General features: G+C 45.0%; 19 protein-coding genes. 8 read left to right on the top strand and 11 right to left on the bottom strand.

Translation table 11 applies throughout. The annotated features are described in order from the left end of the window. Positions 1 to 136: 136 nt before the first annotated feature. The 3 genes from QUB37_RS27895 to petN form a co-directional block, all read right to left on the bottom strand. On the bottom strand, positions 137 to 373 hold the full coding sequence (locus tag QUB37_RS27895) for a DUF167 domain-containing protein (protein WP_333168343.1): 237 nt from the start codon (positions 371 to 373) through the stop codon (positions 137 to 139). A 116-nt stretch (positions 374 to 489) separates the two neighbouring features. Further along, positions 490 to 1083: a DJ-1/PfpI family protein gene (locus QUB37_RS27890; protein WP_333168342.1), complete on the bottom strand. Its 594-nt coding sequence runs from the start codon at positions 1081 to 1083 to the stop codon at positions 490 to 492. Between the two features lie 222 nt (positions 1084 to 1305). Then, a complete protein-coding gene (petN, locus tag QUB37_RS27885; RefSeq protein ID WP_071883976.1) occupies positions 1306 to 1395 on the bottom strand; it encodes a cytochrome b6-f complex subunit PetN in 90 nt (29 codons plus the stop codon). 82 nt (positions 1396 to 1477) lie between these two features. Between petN and QUB37_RS27880 the strand changes: the two genes are divergently transcribed. After that, on the top strand, positions 1478 to 1957 hold the full coding sequence (locus QUB37_RS27880; RefSeq protein WP_333168341.1) for a hypothetical protein: 480 nt from the start codon (positions 1478 to 1480) through the stop codon (positions 1955 to 1957). 101 nt (positions 1958 to 2058) lie between these two features. Here QUB37_RS27880 and QUB37_RS27875 read toward each other — a convergent pair whose 3' ends face one another. The 6 genes from QUB37_RS27875 to QUB37_RS27850 form a co-directional block, all read right to left on the bottom strand. Further along, on the bottom strand, positions 2059 to 2736 hold the full coding sequence (locus QUB37_RS27875; RefSeq protein ID WP_333168339.1) for an SDR family oxidoreductase: 678 nt from the start codon (positions 2734 to 2736) through the stop codon (positions 2059 to 2061). 171 nt (positions 2737 to 2907) lie between these two features. After that, the gene (locus QUB37_RS27870; RefSeq protein ID WP_333168337.1) at positions 2908 to 3519 is read right to left on the bottom strand and encodes a methyltransferase domain-containing protein; all 612 of its coding nucleotides are present in this window, start codon (positions 3517 to 3519) and stop codon (positions 2908 to 2910) included. A gap of 343 nt (positions 3520 to 3862) precedes the next feature. Then, entirely contained in the window at positions 3863 to 4906 is a 1044-nt protein-coding gene (gene bioB, locus QUB37_RS27865) for a biotin synthase BioB (protein WP_333168335.1), read from the bottom strand. Between the two features lie 17 nt (positions 4907 to 4923). Next, positions 4924 to 6228 carry an adenosylmethionine--8-amino-7-oxononanoate transaminase gene (gene bioA / locus QUB37_RS27860; RefSeq protein ID WP_333168332.1) on the bottom strand — a complete coding sequence of 435 codons (1305 nt, stop codon included), beginning with the start codon at positions 6226 to 6228 and terminating at the stop codon, positions 4924 to 4926. A gap of 267 nt (positions 6229 to 6495) precedes the next feature. Beyond that, positions 6496 to 7908 (bottom strand): adenylate/guanylate cyclase domain-containing protein, encoded by a 1413-nt coding sequence (locus QUB37_RS27855; protein ID WP_333168330.1) that lies wholly within the window; start codon positions 7906 to 7908, stop codon positions 6496 to 6498. Between the two features lie 251 nt (positions 7909 to 8159). Continuing rightward, on the bottom strand, positions 8160 to 9629 hold the full coding sequence (locus QUB37_RS27850) for an adenylate/guanylate cyclase domain-containing protein (protein ID WP_333168328.1): 1470 nt from the start codon (positions 9627 to 9629) through the stop codon (positions 8160 to 8162). A gap of 304 nt (positions 9630 to 9933) precedes the next feature. Here QUB37_RS27850 and QUB37_RS27845 point away from each other — a divergent pair, with 304 nt between their 5' ends. Both QUB37_RS27845 and QUB37_RS27840 read left to right on the top strand, forming a co-directional pair. Next, entirely contained in the window at positions 9934 to 10683 is a 750-nt protein-coding gene (locus QUB37_RS27845) for a class I SAM-dependent methyltransferase (protein ID WP_333168326.1), read from the top strand. A 144-nt stretch (positions 10684 to 10827) separates the two neighbouring features. Continuing rightward, positions 10828 to 12186, top strand: a complete 1359-nt coding sequence (locus tag QUB37_RS27840) for an FAD-binding oxidoreductase (protein WP_333168323.1) — start codon at positions 10828 to 10830, stop codon at positions 12184 to 12186. A 117-nt stretch (positions 12187 to 12303) separates the two neighbouring features. Here QUB37_RS27840 and QUB37_RS27835 read toward each other — a convergent pair whose 3' ends face one another. After that, positions 12304 to 12690: a hypothetical protein gene (locus QUB37_RS27835; RefSeq protein WP_333168321.1), complete on the bottom strand. Its 387-nt coding sequence runs from the start codon at positions 12688 to 12690 to the stop codon at positions 12304 to 12306. Positions 12691 to 13039: 349 nt separating this feature from the next. Beyond that, entirely contained in the window at positions 13040 to 13930 is an 891-nt protein-coding gene (locus QUB37_RS27830) for an ABC transporter permease (protein ID WP_333168344.1), read from the bottom strand. Between the two features lie 148 nt (positions 13931 to 14078). Between QUB37_RS27830 and QUB37_RS27825 the strand changes: the two genes are divergently transcribed. The 5 genes from QUB37_RS27825 (at position 14079) to QUB37_RS27805 (ending at position 15905) form a co-directional block, all read left to right on the top strand. Next, positions 14079 to 14411, top strand: a complete 333-nt coding sequence (locus tag QUB37_RS27825; protein WP_333168319.1) for a Tse2 family ADP-ribosyltransferase toxin — start codon at positions 14079 to 14081, stop codon at positions 14409 to 14411. 81 nt (positions 14412 to 14492) lie between these two features. Next, entirely contained in the window at positions 14493 to 14729 is a 237-nt protein-coding gene (locus QUB37_RS27820) for a hypothetical protein (protein ID WP_333168317.1), read from the top strand. 31 nt (positions 14730 to 14760) lie between these two features. Beyond that, positions 14761 to 15108, top strand: a complete 348-nt coding sequence (locus tag QUB37_RS27815) for a type II toxin-antitoxin system HicB family antitoxin (protein WP_333168316.1) — start codon at positions 14761 to 14763, stop codon at positions 15106 to 15108. Next, entirely contained in the window at positions 15074 to 15553 is a 480-nt protein-coding gene (locus QUB37_RS27810) for a DUF433 domain-containing protein (RefSeq protein ID WP_333168315.1), read from the top strand. The genes QUB37_RS27815 and QUB37_RS27810 overlap by 35 nt, the downstream gene beginning before the upstream one ends. Further along, positions 15543 to 15905, top strand: a complete 363-nt coding sequence (locus tag QUB37_RS27805; RefSeq protein WP_333168314.1) for a type II toxin-antitoxin system PemK/MazF family toxin — start codon at positions 15543 to 15545, stop codon at positions 15903 to 15905. The genes QUB37_RS27810 and QUB37_RS27805 overlap by 11 nt, the downstream gene beginning before the upstream one ends. The last annotated feature ends 238 nt before the right edge of the window (positions 15906 to 16143 follow it).

Genomic DNA, 16143 nt, shown 5'->3' with positions numbered 1-16143 from the left:
TTTTAGTAGGCATTGACTTTTTATAAATATCCTCATATTATACTATACAATATGCGTTTTAGATGCTGAACAGCTTATATGATTTTAAAGTTGAGTCTGACTCCCTCTTTAGATAGATTTGTTATTACCTTTATTTCTAAGTTAAAGGTTCGATCGCAAATTCGACAAGTTTATTTTTAGAAGAAAGACCTGATTTAATGCCGATCGCAGATTTCGGCACTTTAAACTTTTTGGCCAACAGCATGATTAATTCTTGATTGGCTTTACCCTCGACTGGCGGCGACTTGAGATGTATTGTGAGGCTGCCGTCGGGTTGTTCTGCGATGCTTTGCTGTTTGGAATTCGGTTTAACTTTGACTGTGAAAATTTTCATGTGACTAATGACTAATAACTAATGACTAATGACTAATAACTAATGACTAATGACTAATAACTAATGACTAATGACTAATGACTAATAACTAATGACTAATGACTAATGACTAATAACTAATGACTATCTAAATGTTCGATCTTCGTTCCCAAAACTTTCAGGAATTCAGCCAGCCAGTTAGGATGTGCTGGCCACGCGGGGGCGGTGATTAAATTGCCATCGACTACGGCTTCGGTAACTGGAACTTCTGTATATTTGCCGCCCGCCCGGAGTACGTCGGGGCTGCAAGCGGGGTATGCGGTGCAGCGTTTGCCTTCGAGTACGCCGGCGGCGGTTAGGACTTGCAAGCCGTGACAAATAGATGCGATCGGCTTTTTGCTGTGGGCAAAGTAGCGGGTAATTTGCAGCACTTGTTCGTTGAGGCGGATGTATTCTGGGGCGCGTCCTCCGGGGATAACCAAAGCGTCGTAGTCTGCCGGGTTGATTTCGTCAAAAGTCGCATTTAAAGTAAAGTTGTGACCGGGTTTTTCGCTGTATGTTTGATCGCCTTCAAAGTCGTGAATAGCGGTGCGAATTGTTTGGCCTGCGGCTTTTTCCGGGCAGATGGCGTGGACGGTGTGACCTACCATTTGCAGTGCTTGGAAAGGTACCATTACTTCGTAGTCTTCTACAAAGTCGCCGACTAGCATTAATATTTTTTTGGCTGTCATGTTTACAACTCCTGTTATTTTGATTTGGTTAAATAGGATTTCCCAAAAATCAATACTCCGGACAGTTTTTGAGACCGAGGCTGAAACCCTAATTCTACCGTTAGCATTTGACCTCACTGAGAAGGCTGAAACCCGCATTCTGCCGTTAGTGATTGAAAACTGTCCGGACTATTGAAAAATGCGGGGCAGTTAAAAAGCTTGCCCCGCAAGCTATTCTGGAATCTAGAAACCGTTGCGTCCCCAAATGACCATTGAAATTGAGAAGGAGAACAGAACTAGCACCGAAACCCAACCGAGTGACAAAATATCCATAGCTATTTATTGAACAAACTGTACAAAGTGACTCCAAACCTTATGATAAGTCAATTTGAGCCATTTTTGAAATGAGGGTACAGTGAAGGACTCGTCAAATTTTAGTGCTGCTGAACGGGTAGAATCTTTGAAAGCAGGGAGTGTTGCTGCTTTGTCTTGTTTGCTGGCTTTTGGGGCGATCGCCCTTGTTAATAGCTTAATTCTAGCGGATAGGTTGGATTCTCTGGCGAGTTTGCAGGTAAGGGAAATTGACCTAAATTTTGCCTTCAGGGGGGCGATCGCACTTTTGGGCGGTTTTTTGTTCGGCGTGACTTACCGCTATGCGATTCGCCGAGATGTTAACCCGCAGCTTAAATCTGGTGCGGTGTTGGCTTTTGGGTTGGTGCGGGCTTTTGGACAACTGGATGCTGGATTGTTTTTTGAATCCGGGAAGATGCCCGCCCTACAGGAGTTATTGCCGTTTGCGGTTCGCGGTGTCGAGAGTGTGGTATTGTTTGCGATCGCGGGTTTGGTTTTGGATTGGGCGATCGGGCGATCGTGGATTAAGCCTTTCGATTCTTAAGTCTGGGCGGGTTTTGTACAAAAATCTGCAAAGGGCGGAAGTTTTGTATTGTTCGCTTAAACCGCCCCTACAGGTTTTTGTGTTTTTTGAGGTTTGGATATTTAACTAAAAGTTAATACGTCAAATTCGGGATTGCCGTAAAGCATTTGCCTGTCTACCGCCGACAAAACTTTATTGTTAGCAGCATCAGAAACTAAACACTGACAAACTAGCTGCGCTACATCCGCCCGGTGAATAGTTCCAGCAACTAGACAATCTTCTGTTAAAATACCGTTGCCTGTTGCAGGTTCCGATTTGAGTCCGCCCGGACGAATCACTGTATAAATCATCCCGCTTGCTATCAAATGATTTTCGGCTTTTTCCTTTTCAATTAAGACCGGGCCCAAAGTTTCCAAAACCTGCGGTTGCAAAGCAGCGGCACTTTTACCGCTACCGATGGATGAAACTAAAATAAATTTTTGCACGCCTGCTTTGACAGCCGCATCAATCAAGTTTTTGTTTCCCAAATAATCTGCTCTTTCTCCATCTTTGGGCAAGCCACCAATTGTGCTGATTACGGCGTGAATTGGCTCACCGCCAGCCATCGCAGCTTCCATAGCTGCTGCATCCAAAGCATCGCCAGTCACGACTTTGATGCCCATTGCTTCTACTTCGGTGCTGGTTGCGGGCGATCGCAAAAGTGCTGTTACTTGCATCTTTTGTTCTACCAACAACTTCGCGATTTCTAGGCCTACGCCTCGGCTAGCACCCGCTAAAAAAATGTGGGATTTCTCTGTCATATTAATTGTGTTTTAAGTTGTGCAGAAATTTGTTGTTTTGACTGTGGAACAGTATACAACAATCCTCTGTAATTTTTTGAATTAGTTTTTTTTTACCGCAGAGGGCGCAGAGGGCGCAGAGGAAGAGAGGGGAATGATTGGCAATTACCGATTGCCTATTTCCCATTTACGTTAGAGTTTTTTGCCCACTATTACTACCCAAGATTGAGCTTCGCGCGGTAAGCCGGGGGGGCGATAGTAGTGATTGACAATTGCAAATCCCGCTTGTTCTAAACAAGGCGCTAAAGTATGATATTCCCATCCGGCAGTATAGCGTTTTCCCGTTGGTCGCTCGTCGTATCCTTCCCAATTTCCCCGGCACATTGACATGACAATTGCACCGCTAACAACTAAGGCTTTGTGCAAATCTTGCAGCACTTTCACCATCTCGTCGCTGGGAACGTGAATCAGGGAAGCATTGGCAAAAATACCGTCAAATTCTGATTCTGGCAAGTCGAGATTCAGAAAAGATTGTTGCCAAACTTCGCATCCTGACAACTCTTTTGCTATTTCTACAAAAGCCGGAGTTGCATCTAAGCCTACAACTGTGTGTCCTTGGCTCTTGAACGCTACTAAATCTCGTCCCGGCCCGCATCCTATATCGAGAATTTTACCGGGATTGCGGGGCATAGCAGCCGTCAGTGCGGATCGATTTTGAGATACGTCGTGATGCCAAGTTCCTTCTCGGAAAGATTCGGCAGTTAGCTGGTATTCGGCGATCGTAATTTCTTCGCGTTTGTCCACAATTTCCCCCTCTTGTATTATTTTAGATTTTAGATTTTAGATTTTAGATTGAAGAATGTCTACCGTAGGGACACTCCAAAAGCCCATTGGTGTGAACTTAAGGCTAAAACCCTTGATAAATATCGGTTTTACCAGAGTCTAGATCCCCCTAAATCCCCCTTAAGAAGGGGAGTAGGGGTTGACTTTGATCAAACTCTTGTCCCCCCCTTCTTAAGGGGGGCTAGGGGGGATCGAACCCTAATAGTCAAACAGCAGGATGGTACTAAGTTTGACGTTAAGTTGACACGCTTTGGGCACGCCCGTGTCCTACTCTATTTCATGCGATTGAAAACTGGTATAAGAGTTACACAACCAGGGTTTTTTGTTCGGATTTTGTAACTGCTGAATCAGCTTCTAAGAGAGAACCTTCGGGGGATTCGATCGCAAATCCCGCATCTCGAATCATGTCCCAATCTTGGTGGGCAGCTTGTCCGGGAGTTGTCAGATAATCGCCAACAAAGATAGAATTAGCGGGGTAGAGTCCGAGAGGTTGCAGTGATCGCAAATGCACCTCCCGTCCCCCAGCAATCCGAATTTCTTGACTGGGAAGCAAAAATCGGAACAAACAGAGAATTCGCAAACATTGGCGGGGAGTTAACCTGTTCACATCTGCAAATGGCGTGCCGGGAATTGGAATGAAAAAGTTAACCGGCACGCTAGTAACGCCCAAATTGCGAAGCGAAAGCGCTAAATCGATCGCATCATCATCCGATTCGCCCATCCCCAAAATTCCGCCGGAACAAGTTGTGATTCCCGCTGCTTTTACGTGTTCGACGGTTTCCACCCGATCGCCAAAAGTGTGAGTCGTGCAAATGTCTGAGTGATATGATTCGGAAGTATTGAGATTGTGATTTACGCGATCGACTCCAGCTTTAGCCAGCCGGTGAGTTTGCTCCTCGCTCAACAATCCCAAACAAGCACAAATTTTTAGGTTATAATTTGCCTTCACAGTCTCGACAGCATCCAAAACGCGATCGAAAGTAGATGCGCTGGGTTGGCGGCCCGAAATCACCAAACAAAACGTACCAGCTTTTAACTCTGCTGCGCGTTGGGCGGCATCCAGAATTTTCTCCTTAGCTAAAAGCGGATATTTCTCAATTTCCGCAGTCGAAATTTTTGACTGAGAACAATAATGGCAATCTTCAGGACAAAGGCCACTTTGAGCATTTAACAAATAGTGCAGCCGGACTCGGTTTCCCCAGTAGTGGCGGCGCACCCGATAAGCTGCGTTTAGTTGTTCCAGCAAAACCTCATCCGGTGCGCGCAATACGGCTAAAGATTGCTCGCGAGAGAGACATTTGCCCGCCAGCGCGTCGTCAGCCAAATCGTTCCAATTGGGTAAATTCATTACTAAAATTAAAGGGTTTACAGAGTATCCAAAACCTGACGAATTACCCGATAAATCGATTCTAGTTCATCAGGAGAAATGCAGTAGGGAGGCATCAAGTAAAGCGTATTTCCCAAGGGGCGGAGCAAAAACCCCGCTTCGAGAAATCTGGCTTTCAATACAGGAGCAATGTCATTAAAATAACCGGAAACGCTTTCGGTTTTCACATCCATTGCTGCGATGGTGCCGCAAGTCCGAATCCGTTCGAGTTTAGGATGATTTCTCAGCCATTGATTCAGATATTGGCGGTGTAGTTTTTCCATCCCTTGATACACACTTGGGTTTTGCTCCAAAAGCTCCAGGGATGCTACGCTTACCGCACAAGCTAAGGGATTCCCGGTGAAAGAATGACCGTGAAAAAAAGCTTTGTCCGATTCATCTCGCCAGAAAGCTTGATAAATATCCTCCGATGCCATTGTGACAGCAATTGGCAAGCAGCCGCCAGACAATCCTTTAGACAAACACAGGATATCCGGTGAAGTTGCAGATTTAACCGAGGCAAACAGTTCGCCCGTGCGACCAAAACCCGTCATTACTTCATCGTAAATCAACAATACATTAAACTGGCGGGCAAGTTGTGCGATCGCCTGCAAAAACTCAGGGCGGCACATTCGCATTCCCCCGGCACCTTGCACCAAAGGTTCGATAAAAATTCCCGCATAGCCACCCTGCTTTAACAAAAACTCCAATTTCTCTAAACTCGCCGCCTCCTTGCTTTCCACCTCCTCATCGCTGTCAAAAGTCGCCGGAAAAGGAACAACATCCCCAGCAAACATTAAAGGTGTAAAAGATTCCCACCACAGCGAACTTCTGCCAGCAGACATCGCGCCCACAGTATCGCCGTGATAACCTCCCTCAAAACTAATAAAGCTAGTGCGGTTAGTTTCTCCGAGATTGCGCCAATATTGAAATGCCATTTTCAGAGCAACTTCAACAGCAGTTGAGCCGTTATCAGAAAAGAAAATCCGCGTTAAAGAAGCAGGCGTATGAGTTAGCAATTTACTCGCAAGTTTCTCTGCCGGTTCGTGAGTAAACCCCGCAAAGATTACGTGTTCTAACTTTTGGGCTTGTGCGTAAAGAGCCTCCGCCAGAACCGGATGGCTGTGCCCGTGAACAGTCACCCACCAACTAGAAATGCAGTCAAGAATTTGCCGCCCGTCTGCCAATTCCAGCACCGATCCTTTGCCACGAATTACCTTCAGTGGCGGGGCAGCCGTTTTCATTTGTGTGAAGGGCTGCCAAATCGGTGAAGTAGAAGAATTCTGTTCCTTATTCGTCGTCATTTTTACCCTGGTAACTAATCTCAACTCGCATTTTAATATAGCAATGTTAACTTACTTGGCAACTCTTTATATTCTCTTCTCTTTTCTTCTCTTCTCTTCCTACCCTACCCTTCGGGAACCCCTGCGGGGAACGGGAACGGCTTCGCCGAACGTGTCCTTAGCGTCTTCGCGGTTCGTTAAAAAAAATCTATTTTGGTGTCGAGGGCGGCTGCGCTGCAACGTCAGCCCCCATACCACGTATTCCCCGGCGAAGGTTAAATTTGTCAGTTACAATTTTCTGCCTTTCAGCAAATAAGTCGTCATTGCTCCTTTGCCTTTAACATTAATTTTACCGCGCTTTTCCAACAAATACTTATCGCACAGCAACTCATAAGTTGAGTTACTAACTTGAATTTTACCAGGAAGTCCCTGAGATTCCATGCGGCTTGCTGTATTCACAGCATCTCCCCACAAATCGTAAATAAACTTTTTAGTGCCGATGACACCTGCTACAACAGGCCCAGTATTAATGCCAATGCGGATATTGAGAGGTTTACCGCATTCGTCGCGGAATTTCATAATTTCTTGCTGCATTTCCAGGGCCATTTCGGCAATAGATTCGGCGTGATTTGTACAAGGAAGTGGCAAACCGCCTGCTACCATATAATTGTCACCGATCGTCTTAATTTTTTCTAAGCCGTATTGTTCGCTTAAGCGATCGAAAGCTGAAAATATTTTGTTAAGTAATTCTACTAATTCTTCAGGAGAGGTGCGCGAAGATATTTCGGTAAAGCCCACAATATCAGCAAATAAAACCGTAACCTCAGCAAATCCGTCCGCAATATTTATATGGCCTTGTTTTAGGCGATCGGCAATCATTACAGGTAAGATATTTAGTAATAAACGTTCCGACTTTTCTTGTTCAGCGCGCAATACTTCCTCAGCTTGTTTCCGCTGTGCAATTTCCTTGTAAACTCGGTGAAACATTTGATTAAATGCGACCATTAGTTCTCCCAACTCGTCATCGCGTTTGACAGACAGAGAGTAGAAATCAGGTTGATCTCGATCTTTGCTCAAAGCGTCTCCGGCAGATATCAAGTCATCGCGCAATCTCAAGAGAGGTGCAATTACTGTCAGCCCTAAAAACAACATAGTCACAGAAGTGACAAAGGCTGATATAATGATGACTAGAACCGCAATCCGCCCGATAAATGCGTAGAGTTCCGGCTGGACGGTGGAAGCGTCGTGGCGAACAATTAAGATGTAATCGCCTCCCAAATGTCGCTCCGTCCAAGCAATATCGTAGCGCTTGCCATCGAAATTGTGACTGTGAACTATACGAGATTCTTTTAGTTGCTCTAAACTGATTTCTGGGGGTTCGCCAAGTGTATATATTAGTTCACCGTTAGCTTGGTAAATAGATAGTCCTAAGACTACTTGAGAATCCTTAGTAATATTTTTTACTTCTTCTTGCAAGAAAGTGCGATCGGAAATATCTTGTTGGAGCAAAAACTCTAGGGAATCAACGGTCGCCCGAGATACCTGTTCCAGTTGGCTTAAAAGTTCATTTTCTCGCCGAAAATAAGAGGGAACTAAAATAATTCCCTCTATGACAAGAATGCTAGCAAATACCCACAAAGCTATTTGCCTAGACAAGCGAGATTGGAAAAATTTCAAGAATGATAAAATCCGCGATCGCATAAAATTTACTATTTTGCAAATGGCTAATGTAGGACATAGGAAAAAAAACCGGGTTTCTGGTAATCAATTTTGGGTGTGTCAACGAAGCAACCGCGCAGAAACCGGGTTCTCAAATCTCCTGTGTAATTCCTGTAATTGTCAGTAGTCAACAGCCAGCAGCCATTAACTGTTAGTTCTTGGCTGACGACTAATAACGAATTACTGATGACTTCGGACTAACTAGCAGATCCCTTAGTAATATAATAAACAAATTAAACCAGAACTGCGCTGACTAACCTGCCTGCAAGCAGATAAGTATTCATATCGCCCTTGCCTTTGACGTGGATAATTCCTCTGTCTTCAAACAAATACTTATTTTGCAAGATATCGTAAGTTGATTGTGTGACTTGAATCGCGCCGGCAATCCCGTGGGATTCCATGCGGGCTGCTGTATTAACGGCATCGCCCCAGAGGTCGTAAATAAATTTTTTAGTGCCAATAACTCCCGCAATTGCAGGCCCGGTATTGATGCCGATGCGAATGTTAATTCCTGCATGATGTTTGGCATTAAATTTTGCTAATTCGTCCTGCATATCTAAAGCCATTTCCGCAATGCTTTCGGCGTGGTTGGTGCTAGGCTTTGGCAAGCCTCCCACTACCATGTAAGCATCTCCAATTGTTTTGATTTTTTCCAAGCCGTACTTTTCGGTCAGACAATCGAAGGCTGAAAAAATTTCGTTGAGAAACTCGATCAATTCTTCGGGAGATCTTTTTGCTGAAAGCACGGTAAAGCCTACGATATCCGCAAACAAAATCGTGACTTCTGCGAAGCGGTCAGCAATACAGCTTTGGCCGTCTTTTAACCTAGCAGCAATGGATTCGGGTAAAATATTGAGCAGCAGGCGATCGCTCTTTTCCTGTTCTTTTACCAATTCTACATTAGTTTCTTGCAATTGTGCCGTGCGTTCCCTGACGCGCTGTTCTAATTGTTTAGCATTTTGGCGCAACCTGCTGATAGCTAAAGTTAATCCTGTTACCCCTAAAACTGAAAGTCCTACTAACAGTAAAAACAGGTTTTTAAGTTCACTTTGAGTTTTTTGAGTGATGGTATCGAGAGGTTGAGTAATTTCTAATATCCCCCGCACATCTCCCACTTGCCAATCATTCTTAGGACTGTCGCGGTGAGTATTGTGACAGTTGACGCAGCTAGAACTTAGAATATCTGCCTCGGCATATCGAAAGGCTGGCTTGCCGCGAAAATTATCAACTCGGAAAAAATTTTGTGTCGGATTTTGCGTCAAATACGTAATAGCTTGCCGTTCAAAATCGTCTCGGACTCCGCCTTCTTCTTGTCGCCAGGGAAACGGGTAGTCGCTGTAGAGACGAACTGATACTTCGGGATTTTTCTTGGTGATATTTTGACCTAGTTCTATTAAGAAAGTAGCCGGTACCGGAATTGTTACTTTTGTCGGGTTGTAGTCGTGAGTAAAGTTAATCGCTTTAGCGGTGTTTAGAGGATTGACAACATCGGAACTGTAAAGCGTGCGGGCTTCTTTAATAGCTTGGGCATAGAGGGTGGCATTTTGGAGGGCTTGCGATTCGATTAGGGTGGAGGAAAGACGATACATATTTGCCATCGCTACTCCTACACCTACACAAAATAAAATTGTCAGCGCAAGCAGAATTCGCTTATAAATTAATTGGCTGATGGCAGCCCGACTGCGAGAAATCAACTGGCGCATGGTATCCTCAAGTCTGAGCTTTAATCTTTATTTCAATTTATGCACTACTAACATAACACTGCTTGTTCAGACTGTTTTGCTGGCGTCCGGGGTAAACCAATACTCTCTGGGTGCAACGGAGGGTTAATTATTGTTTACCGCGAGTGTTTCCCTTATCCGTAAGAATACGCATAACTTTATAGTGATTTTCTGTTGAGTGAAGTACAGATGATCGGTTAAGGACAGGGCAGTGCCGTGTCCCTAATTCACGCAATTTTTGCTTTATCTCGGTTAGGATAGCAATTGTAGTCTATGGTTGGCGATCGTGAATTCTGACTCTACTGCCTCACCTACTAACAAGGAAATTTTTCCGGGAGAAGTTTTCGTCAATACTGCTGATTTTGATACGGGCATTCGGCGACTTTTACCTAAATATGACGAAATGCTGGATGTAGTAGCAGGCTGCATTGCTAACACAAACCACCGCATTTTAGAACTCGGCTGCGGTACGGGGGAACTCACTTTAAAAGTTCTCAAACGCTACCCGTCTGCGGAAATAGTGGCTGTCGATTACTCGCCACGAATGCTTAATTTTTCCCGCGCCAAAATAGAGTCGGCAGGATACGCAGCCCGGTGGACTGGAATAGAAATGGATTTTGGAGAATGGGCGAACAATCCCAATTTCTCAGGCTTGGGCGATAAATTCACTGCTTGCATTTCATCTCTGGCAATTCACCATCTTGAGGATGACATGAAGTTGAAATTGTTTGAGCGCATTCGCGAAAGTTTAAATGCTGGTGGCTGTTTTTGGAATGCCGACCCTCTTTTAGCAGAATCAGCAGCAATGAAAGATATTTATCAAGCGGCGCGAGAAGATTGGGCGCTAAATCAGGGGGAAACCTTAGCCGAAATTCGGGCAAATGTGGGGACGAGTGTCTCTTACGGGTATTCTAATCCCGATCGCCTAGCTACACTTTCGGCACAGTTGGAAATGCTGGTAAAAGCTGGATTTGAGACTGTTGCAGTTCCTTGGAAATACTACGGTATGGCGGTGTTTGGGGGATTTGTTAATTAAAAAAGCAGCCCTGGAAGCAGAACTTCTATATGTAGGGTGTGCGAATAAGCACCTTACTGCTTAAAGAAACATTGCTGTTAGTATTTTATTTTACTAAGTTCTGCTAAAAAAAATATATAATACTGCCAGCATGGAGTAAACAAAATGACTGCAACTGCGATTCAAAGTATTGACTGGGATGCTTTTTCTTCGGAACTATCGGGAATCGAAATAATTAGCGATCGCGCGCAAGTTGTCAAGCTATCTCAAGACTATTATCACTTCAGTCCAGTTTTGCAACCTCTTTTAAGTGATAAAACAGGAGATTTAGTAGTTCGTCCCGCCAGCGAAGCCGAAGTTTTGCGGATTGCGGCGGCCTGCGTCAAATCCAAAATTCCGCTAACTGTTAGAGGTGCAGGAACGGGCAATTACGGGCAGTGCGTTCCCCTCAAGGGCGGCGTCATTTTAGATACCACAAAAATGCACAGTATCCGCTGGATAAAACCGGGTTTAGCTTGCGTAGAACCGGGGGTGAAAATGTCGGTTTTCGACAAACAAGCGCGAGAAACTGGTTGGGAATTGCGGATGGTTCCCTCAACCTATCGCACCGCAACGATTGGAGGATTTATCGGCGGCGGTAGCGGGGGAATTGGTTCGATAACTTACGGGCAATTGCGCGATCGGGGAAATCTTCATGCCGTTCGAGTCGTTACAATGGAAGACGAACCCCGCGTCATCGAATTGCGCGGCGATGAAGTGCAAAAAGTCAATCATGCTTACGGCACAAATGGGATTATTACTGAGTTAGAAATTCCCCTCGCCCCTGCTTATCCTTGGGCGGAAATCATTGTCGCTTTTGACGATTTTATGACATCGGCAAACTTCGGTCAAGCTTTGGGTGATGCTGACGGAATTATCAAAAAACTAATTTGTGTTTGTGCTTGGCCGATTCCTGCTTATTTTGCTGCTTTCCGCGATGCAATTCCTGAAGGTAAGCACTGCGCTTTGTTAATGGTAGCTGAATCTTGTCTGGAACCGCTGCAAGATTTGGTGCGCGAATATGGCGGCACAATTTGCTATCAAAAAAACGCGCAAGCAGCGAGCAAAGGTGCAGCAATTGCTGAATTTACTTGGAATCATACAACTCTACACGCTCGCAGCGCTGACCCTTCTCTGACTTATTTGCAGACGCTTTTTCCCGCAGATAAAGGTTTGAAATTGATTGAAGAACTGTACAATTATTATGGGGATGAGGTGATGATGCACTTGGAGTTTTTGCGGATGAATGGCAGGGCGATCGCCGCAGCTTTGCAAATAGTTCGCTACACTACGGAATCACGGCTCAATGAAATTATTCGCTATCACGAAGAGCAAGGCGCAATGATTGCTAATCCTCACACTTATATATTGGAAGATGGAGGGATGAAAAGTATTAATGTGGAACAGTTGCAGTTTAAAGAGTTGGTCGATCCTTACGGTTTGCTTAATCCGGGTAAAATGCGGGCGTGGTTAGAACGGGGTTAAGGGCGATGGTTTTTAGATAAGATTCGGATCTTGAAATTGCTGCTAGACAAACGAAGTCCGCCTAAGCGCTGGCTTCGCCCACGCGGACTATGAAATAAACCAACAGCAGTGGTAAATTTAAGGGACGGGGGCGGTAATTTCTGCTGGTGCGATCGCCCCTGGTGTAGGTACTGCTTGCTTTTCCAGTAGTAGGCGCTGTTTGTTCCGAAATTCTGCGGCCGCATCGTTCAAATTTTGGCGCTGTTCGGTAGTAAATTCTTCCATGCTGCGGCCACCGCCCAATTTGGATCGGTGAATTAAATCAAATATTCCGCTGCCGCTGCTGCGGCCGGAAAAGGGGTCGGTATTGTCTTGAGTTTGAAAGTCTTGCAGCGGTTGGGCATTAGTTAAACCGCTGGCTTGAGCGAAGCTTGCTTGAGGCGATAACAGAGCACAGGATGCGATCGCGCTTGCAGCAATCCCTATCATTAATTTGCCGGATTTGGAAGTTTTGGTGTTCATCATTTATTAGTTGAATCTTCAAAAAAACAATTCTATCTAAACAATATTCTGACTTGTGACTAAATATTATATTACTTCCCTGGGGCTAAGGATACGGCCATGCCGATTGGTGTCAACTTAAGCTTTTAGTCCCGCAGTCCTCTCGCTTACCCGGTAGTCCGCCAGGGAATGAATTCCCTGTCTCATAGCGAAAGTCCTCTGAAAGAGGACTGAAGAAGTCATTAGTCCTATCCAAGAAGACTTTGGCTTTGAGAGTCTTGTTTCAACCCCTGACTGACTATCGGTTTTAGCTTAAGTTGACAGGACGAAAGGCATCCTAGAATTGACGGTGCAGGTAAAACGATCGCCCTAACTAAGCAAACCTGCGTCGCAGCAGCGGTTGAATGCTCAGCAGCGCTACGACATCAAAGGCTAGCAATACTAACAGCGCTCCTCCAAAGGTAACATTACCCCAAGGAGCCTGCATCACGACACTGGCTAACGACCAATCGCTGTGCAGGTACAGGTAGCGGATGGGTTCGATCGCATAACTCAGAGGATTGAGAGTCACTACAACTTGCAGCCACTCTGGCATAAATGACAGCGGCGCGAGGGCTGTGCTGGCAAATAACAGCGGCAAGTTAGTAACAAAAATGACCGCAATTAATTCTACGTGGCCGGGAAGAGCGAAGGCTAAACCCAGACTCAAGCCGGTGACGCCCAAAACTAATAGTAGGACGATCAGGGCGATCGCCGCCAGTCCGGCAATTCCGGGGAATCCGGCGCCCAAAAACGCTCCCGCTGTAACGATTGTGCCGGTTTGGATAAAGCTGAGAGTGACGATAAAAATAGCCGAAGCGAGGACGATCGAAAATCTGGAAGCCAACGGCGCGACTAACAAGCGGTTGAGAAATCCGAACTCGCGATCGAACATAATCGGCAAACCAGCATTCAGCGCCCCGGCAAAGGCTGTAAAAACGATTACACCAGCGCCGAGAAATTGTCCGTAATTCTGGCTTTCGCCGAACAAGCCGGCGGGTGCATTTTCAAACAGAGCTCCGAACAAAACCAACCACATCAGCGGCTGAATAATGCCTGCAACTAGCGTCGAGGGGCGGCGCTGCAATTGAATAAACAGGCGCTTGGTTAAGGCGAGTGTTTCTTGGATGAAGTCGCCTAGCAGGGAAGTGGAAGTGTCAGCGGATGCCGTGGAGAGTGGCCGCTGCTGGTTGAGGTTGTTGGGGGATGTAACAGTACCGCTCATAATTGCTTGTTGATTAAATCTAACTCTCTTTACAGTAGCAAGTCTGGAGGTATTGGTGGTGTTGGGCTGGCGATCGTCACAAGCCAGCAGATTAGGTTGTATAGTCATGATGATAAATTCTACATAGCTGGGAATCTTCGATCGAGACATGGCAGAAACACCGATCGCCCTATATCGGCAAGGCAACGCTAATTCACCTAGAATGGATAATGTCCGACCGAACAAAGATGTTGCTACTTATGAAGAAAATGGTCGCATCTGGGTAGATCCTACTTTAGGAGGTGGGATTTCGACATTTGCTACTCAAAGAAGCGACAAAAACTGGTGGAAGTTAGATGCGGAGAGTGAAATTCCTGCCTCGCTTGATTTAGTTAATGACCACAACGATCATTGGTTGTGGAAACCGAGTTATACTATGCCGATAGAGGAGTACAAGGAGTCTCTTCGACTGATAAGTGCATCTTTTTACAAAGTGAGTTAAAGATTTCCAGCTTTGGCAGCTTTGAAACAAAGTAGGTTAGCATAGTGGCAAGTAAGCGTAAAGATTAAAAAGAGATTTCAGATGATTCTATCTTTTAAGGATGTACAATTTATTATCGAAGCTCTTGAGTTTCGGATCGAGGCATACCGAGAACGTTTGAAGGATGAAGAATTGGATGAGGATGAAGCATCCGATATCGGCAACGATCGCTATTTTTTAGAAGCGTTGCGCGAAGATTTGATGAAAGCTATTAAGGATGGTAGTCTGCCGAAAATAGCAGAATCTTCAGACGGTTTGTATCAAGAGATAAGAAGTTAATGAGGGCGAGCGCACTTCTTTGCGACAGGGGATGAGATGGGCGATCGCGACTGAAAAACGGTGCTGGATATGCTACATTGAGTATGAAGAATTTGGCAAAAAAATGTCTTGTACTTTCACGGCAATTGTTTATTGGGAAGAGGATGTTTATGTAGCCGAGTGTCCTGAAGTGGGAACGGCTAGCCAAGGAGAGACGATCGAAGAGGCGATCGCTAATCTCAAAGAAGCAACGGAACTTTATTTAGAAGAATTCCCTCTGCCTAAAACTTCCCGCCGTCTGCTAACTACATTTGACAGTGCTATCCTAGATAAGAGAACCATCAGACATTGGCGGGGAAAAAATCTTGTCAACTATCACGGATATAGGAACTTTAATTAGCCGTCAGCCTGACATACATGGTGGCTGTCCAATTATTGCCGGGACTGGTGTTACAGTCCGGCGCATTGCTATTTGCTACAAGCAAAGTTTGAGTGCAGAAGAAATTGCCGATCGCATCGGGCATTTAAGTCTCACCCAAGTTTATGCAGCTTTGACTTATTACCATGCTAACCGAGAGGAAATTGATGCTGACATTGCAGCGGAGGAAGCAGAAGGATCTCGAATAGAAGCATTGAATTCTCAGCGTAAGATTCAAAAGCAGCCGACGGATATAGATTTAGAAATACCAACACTAGCCAGCTATCCCAGTCGCCGAGAATTTATGAAATTACCGCTGGAAGAGAGGGGAAGGATTTTAGAAAGACAAGCTGAGGCAATGTTGCAACATTACCAGGAAGATAGAGAATGGCAAGAATTAGAAGCAGGAGATTTAATTGACTACTAACTCTCCTTCTCCTAAACGGGGTGATATTTGGTTGGCTAATTTTGACCCAACAGTGGGAGCCGAAATCAAAAAAATTCGTCCGGCTGTAGTGGTAAGTTCTGATAATGTTGGTAAGTTACCAGTGAAATTGGCTGCACCTATCACAGATTGGAAAGAATATTATGCTGGTAATATCTGGCACGTTAAGATTGAGCCAGATCTTGCTAATGGTTTAACGAAAGTTTCGGCAGTAGATGTGTTGCAATTGCGAGGTATGGATGTACAAAGATTCATTCGTAAAATAGGAGAACTTTCGACTACTGATATGGAGGAAATTGTCAGGGCTATCGCGGCTGTAGTAGAGTATCAGTAGTTACTGCTTAAGGGCGATCGCTATTGTTTGATTCGAGATTATTTGCCTTAATTGCACTCTATATACCACAGTCTTTTAGTCGCTGCCAAACATATAGCATATATGAATTAAAAATCTTCGTACCATTATCATAAACGGGGAGATGACCTTTTGGAGCCCCTATAAGCTGTTGTGCATTTAAAACGCATATTGGTATAATATAACATAATGATATTCAGAAAAAGTGAATGCCTGCTAA

This window comes from Microcoleus sp. AT3-A2, assembly GCF_036705685.1.
GTDB lineage: Bacteria > Cyanobacteriota > Cyanobacteriia > Cyanobacteriales > Microcoleaceae > Microcoleus.
The sequence above is the reverse complement of the archived record's forward strand: the minus strand, read 5'-3'. Positions and strand labels throughout refer to the sequence as shown.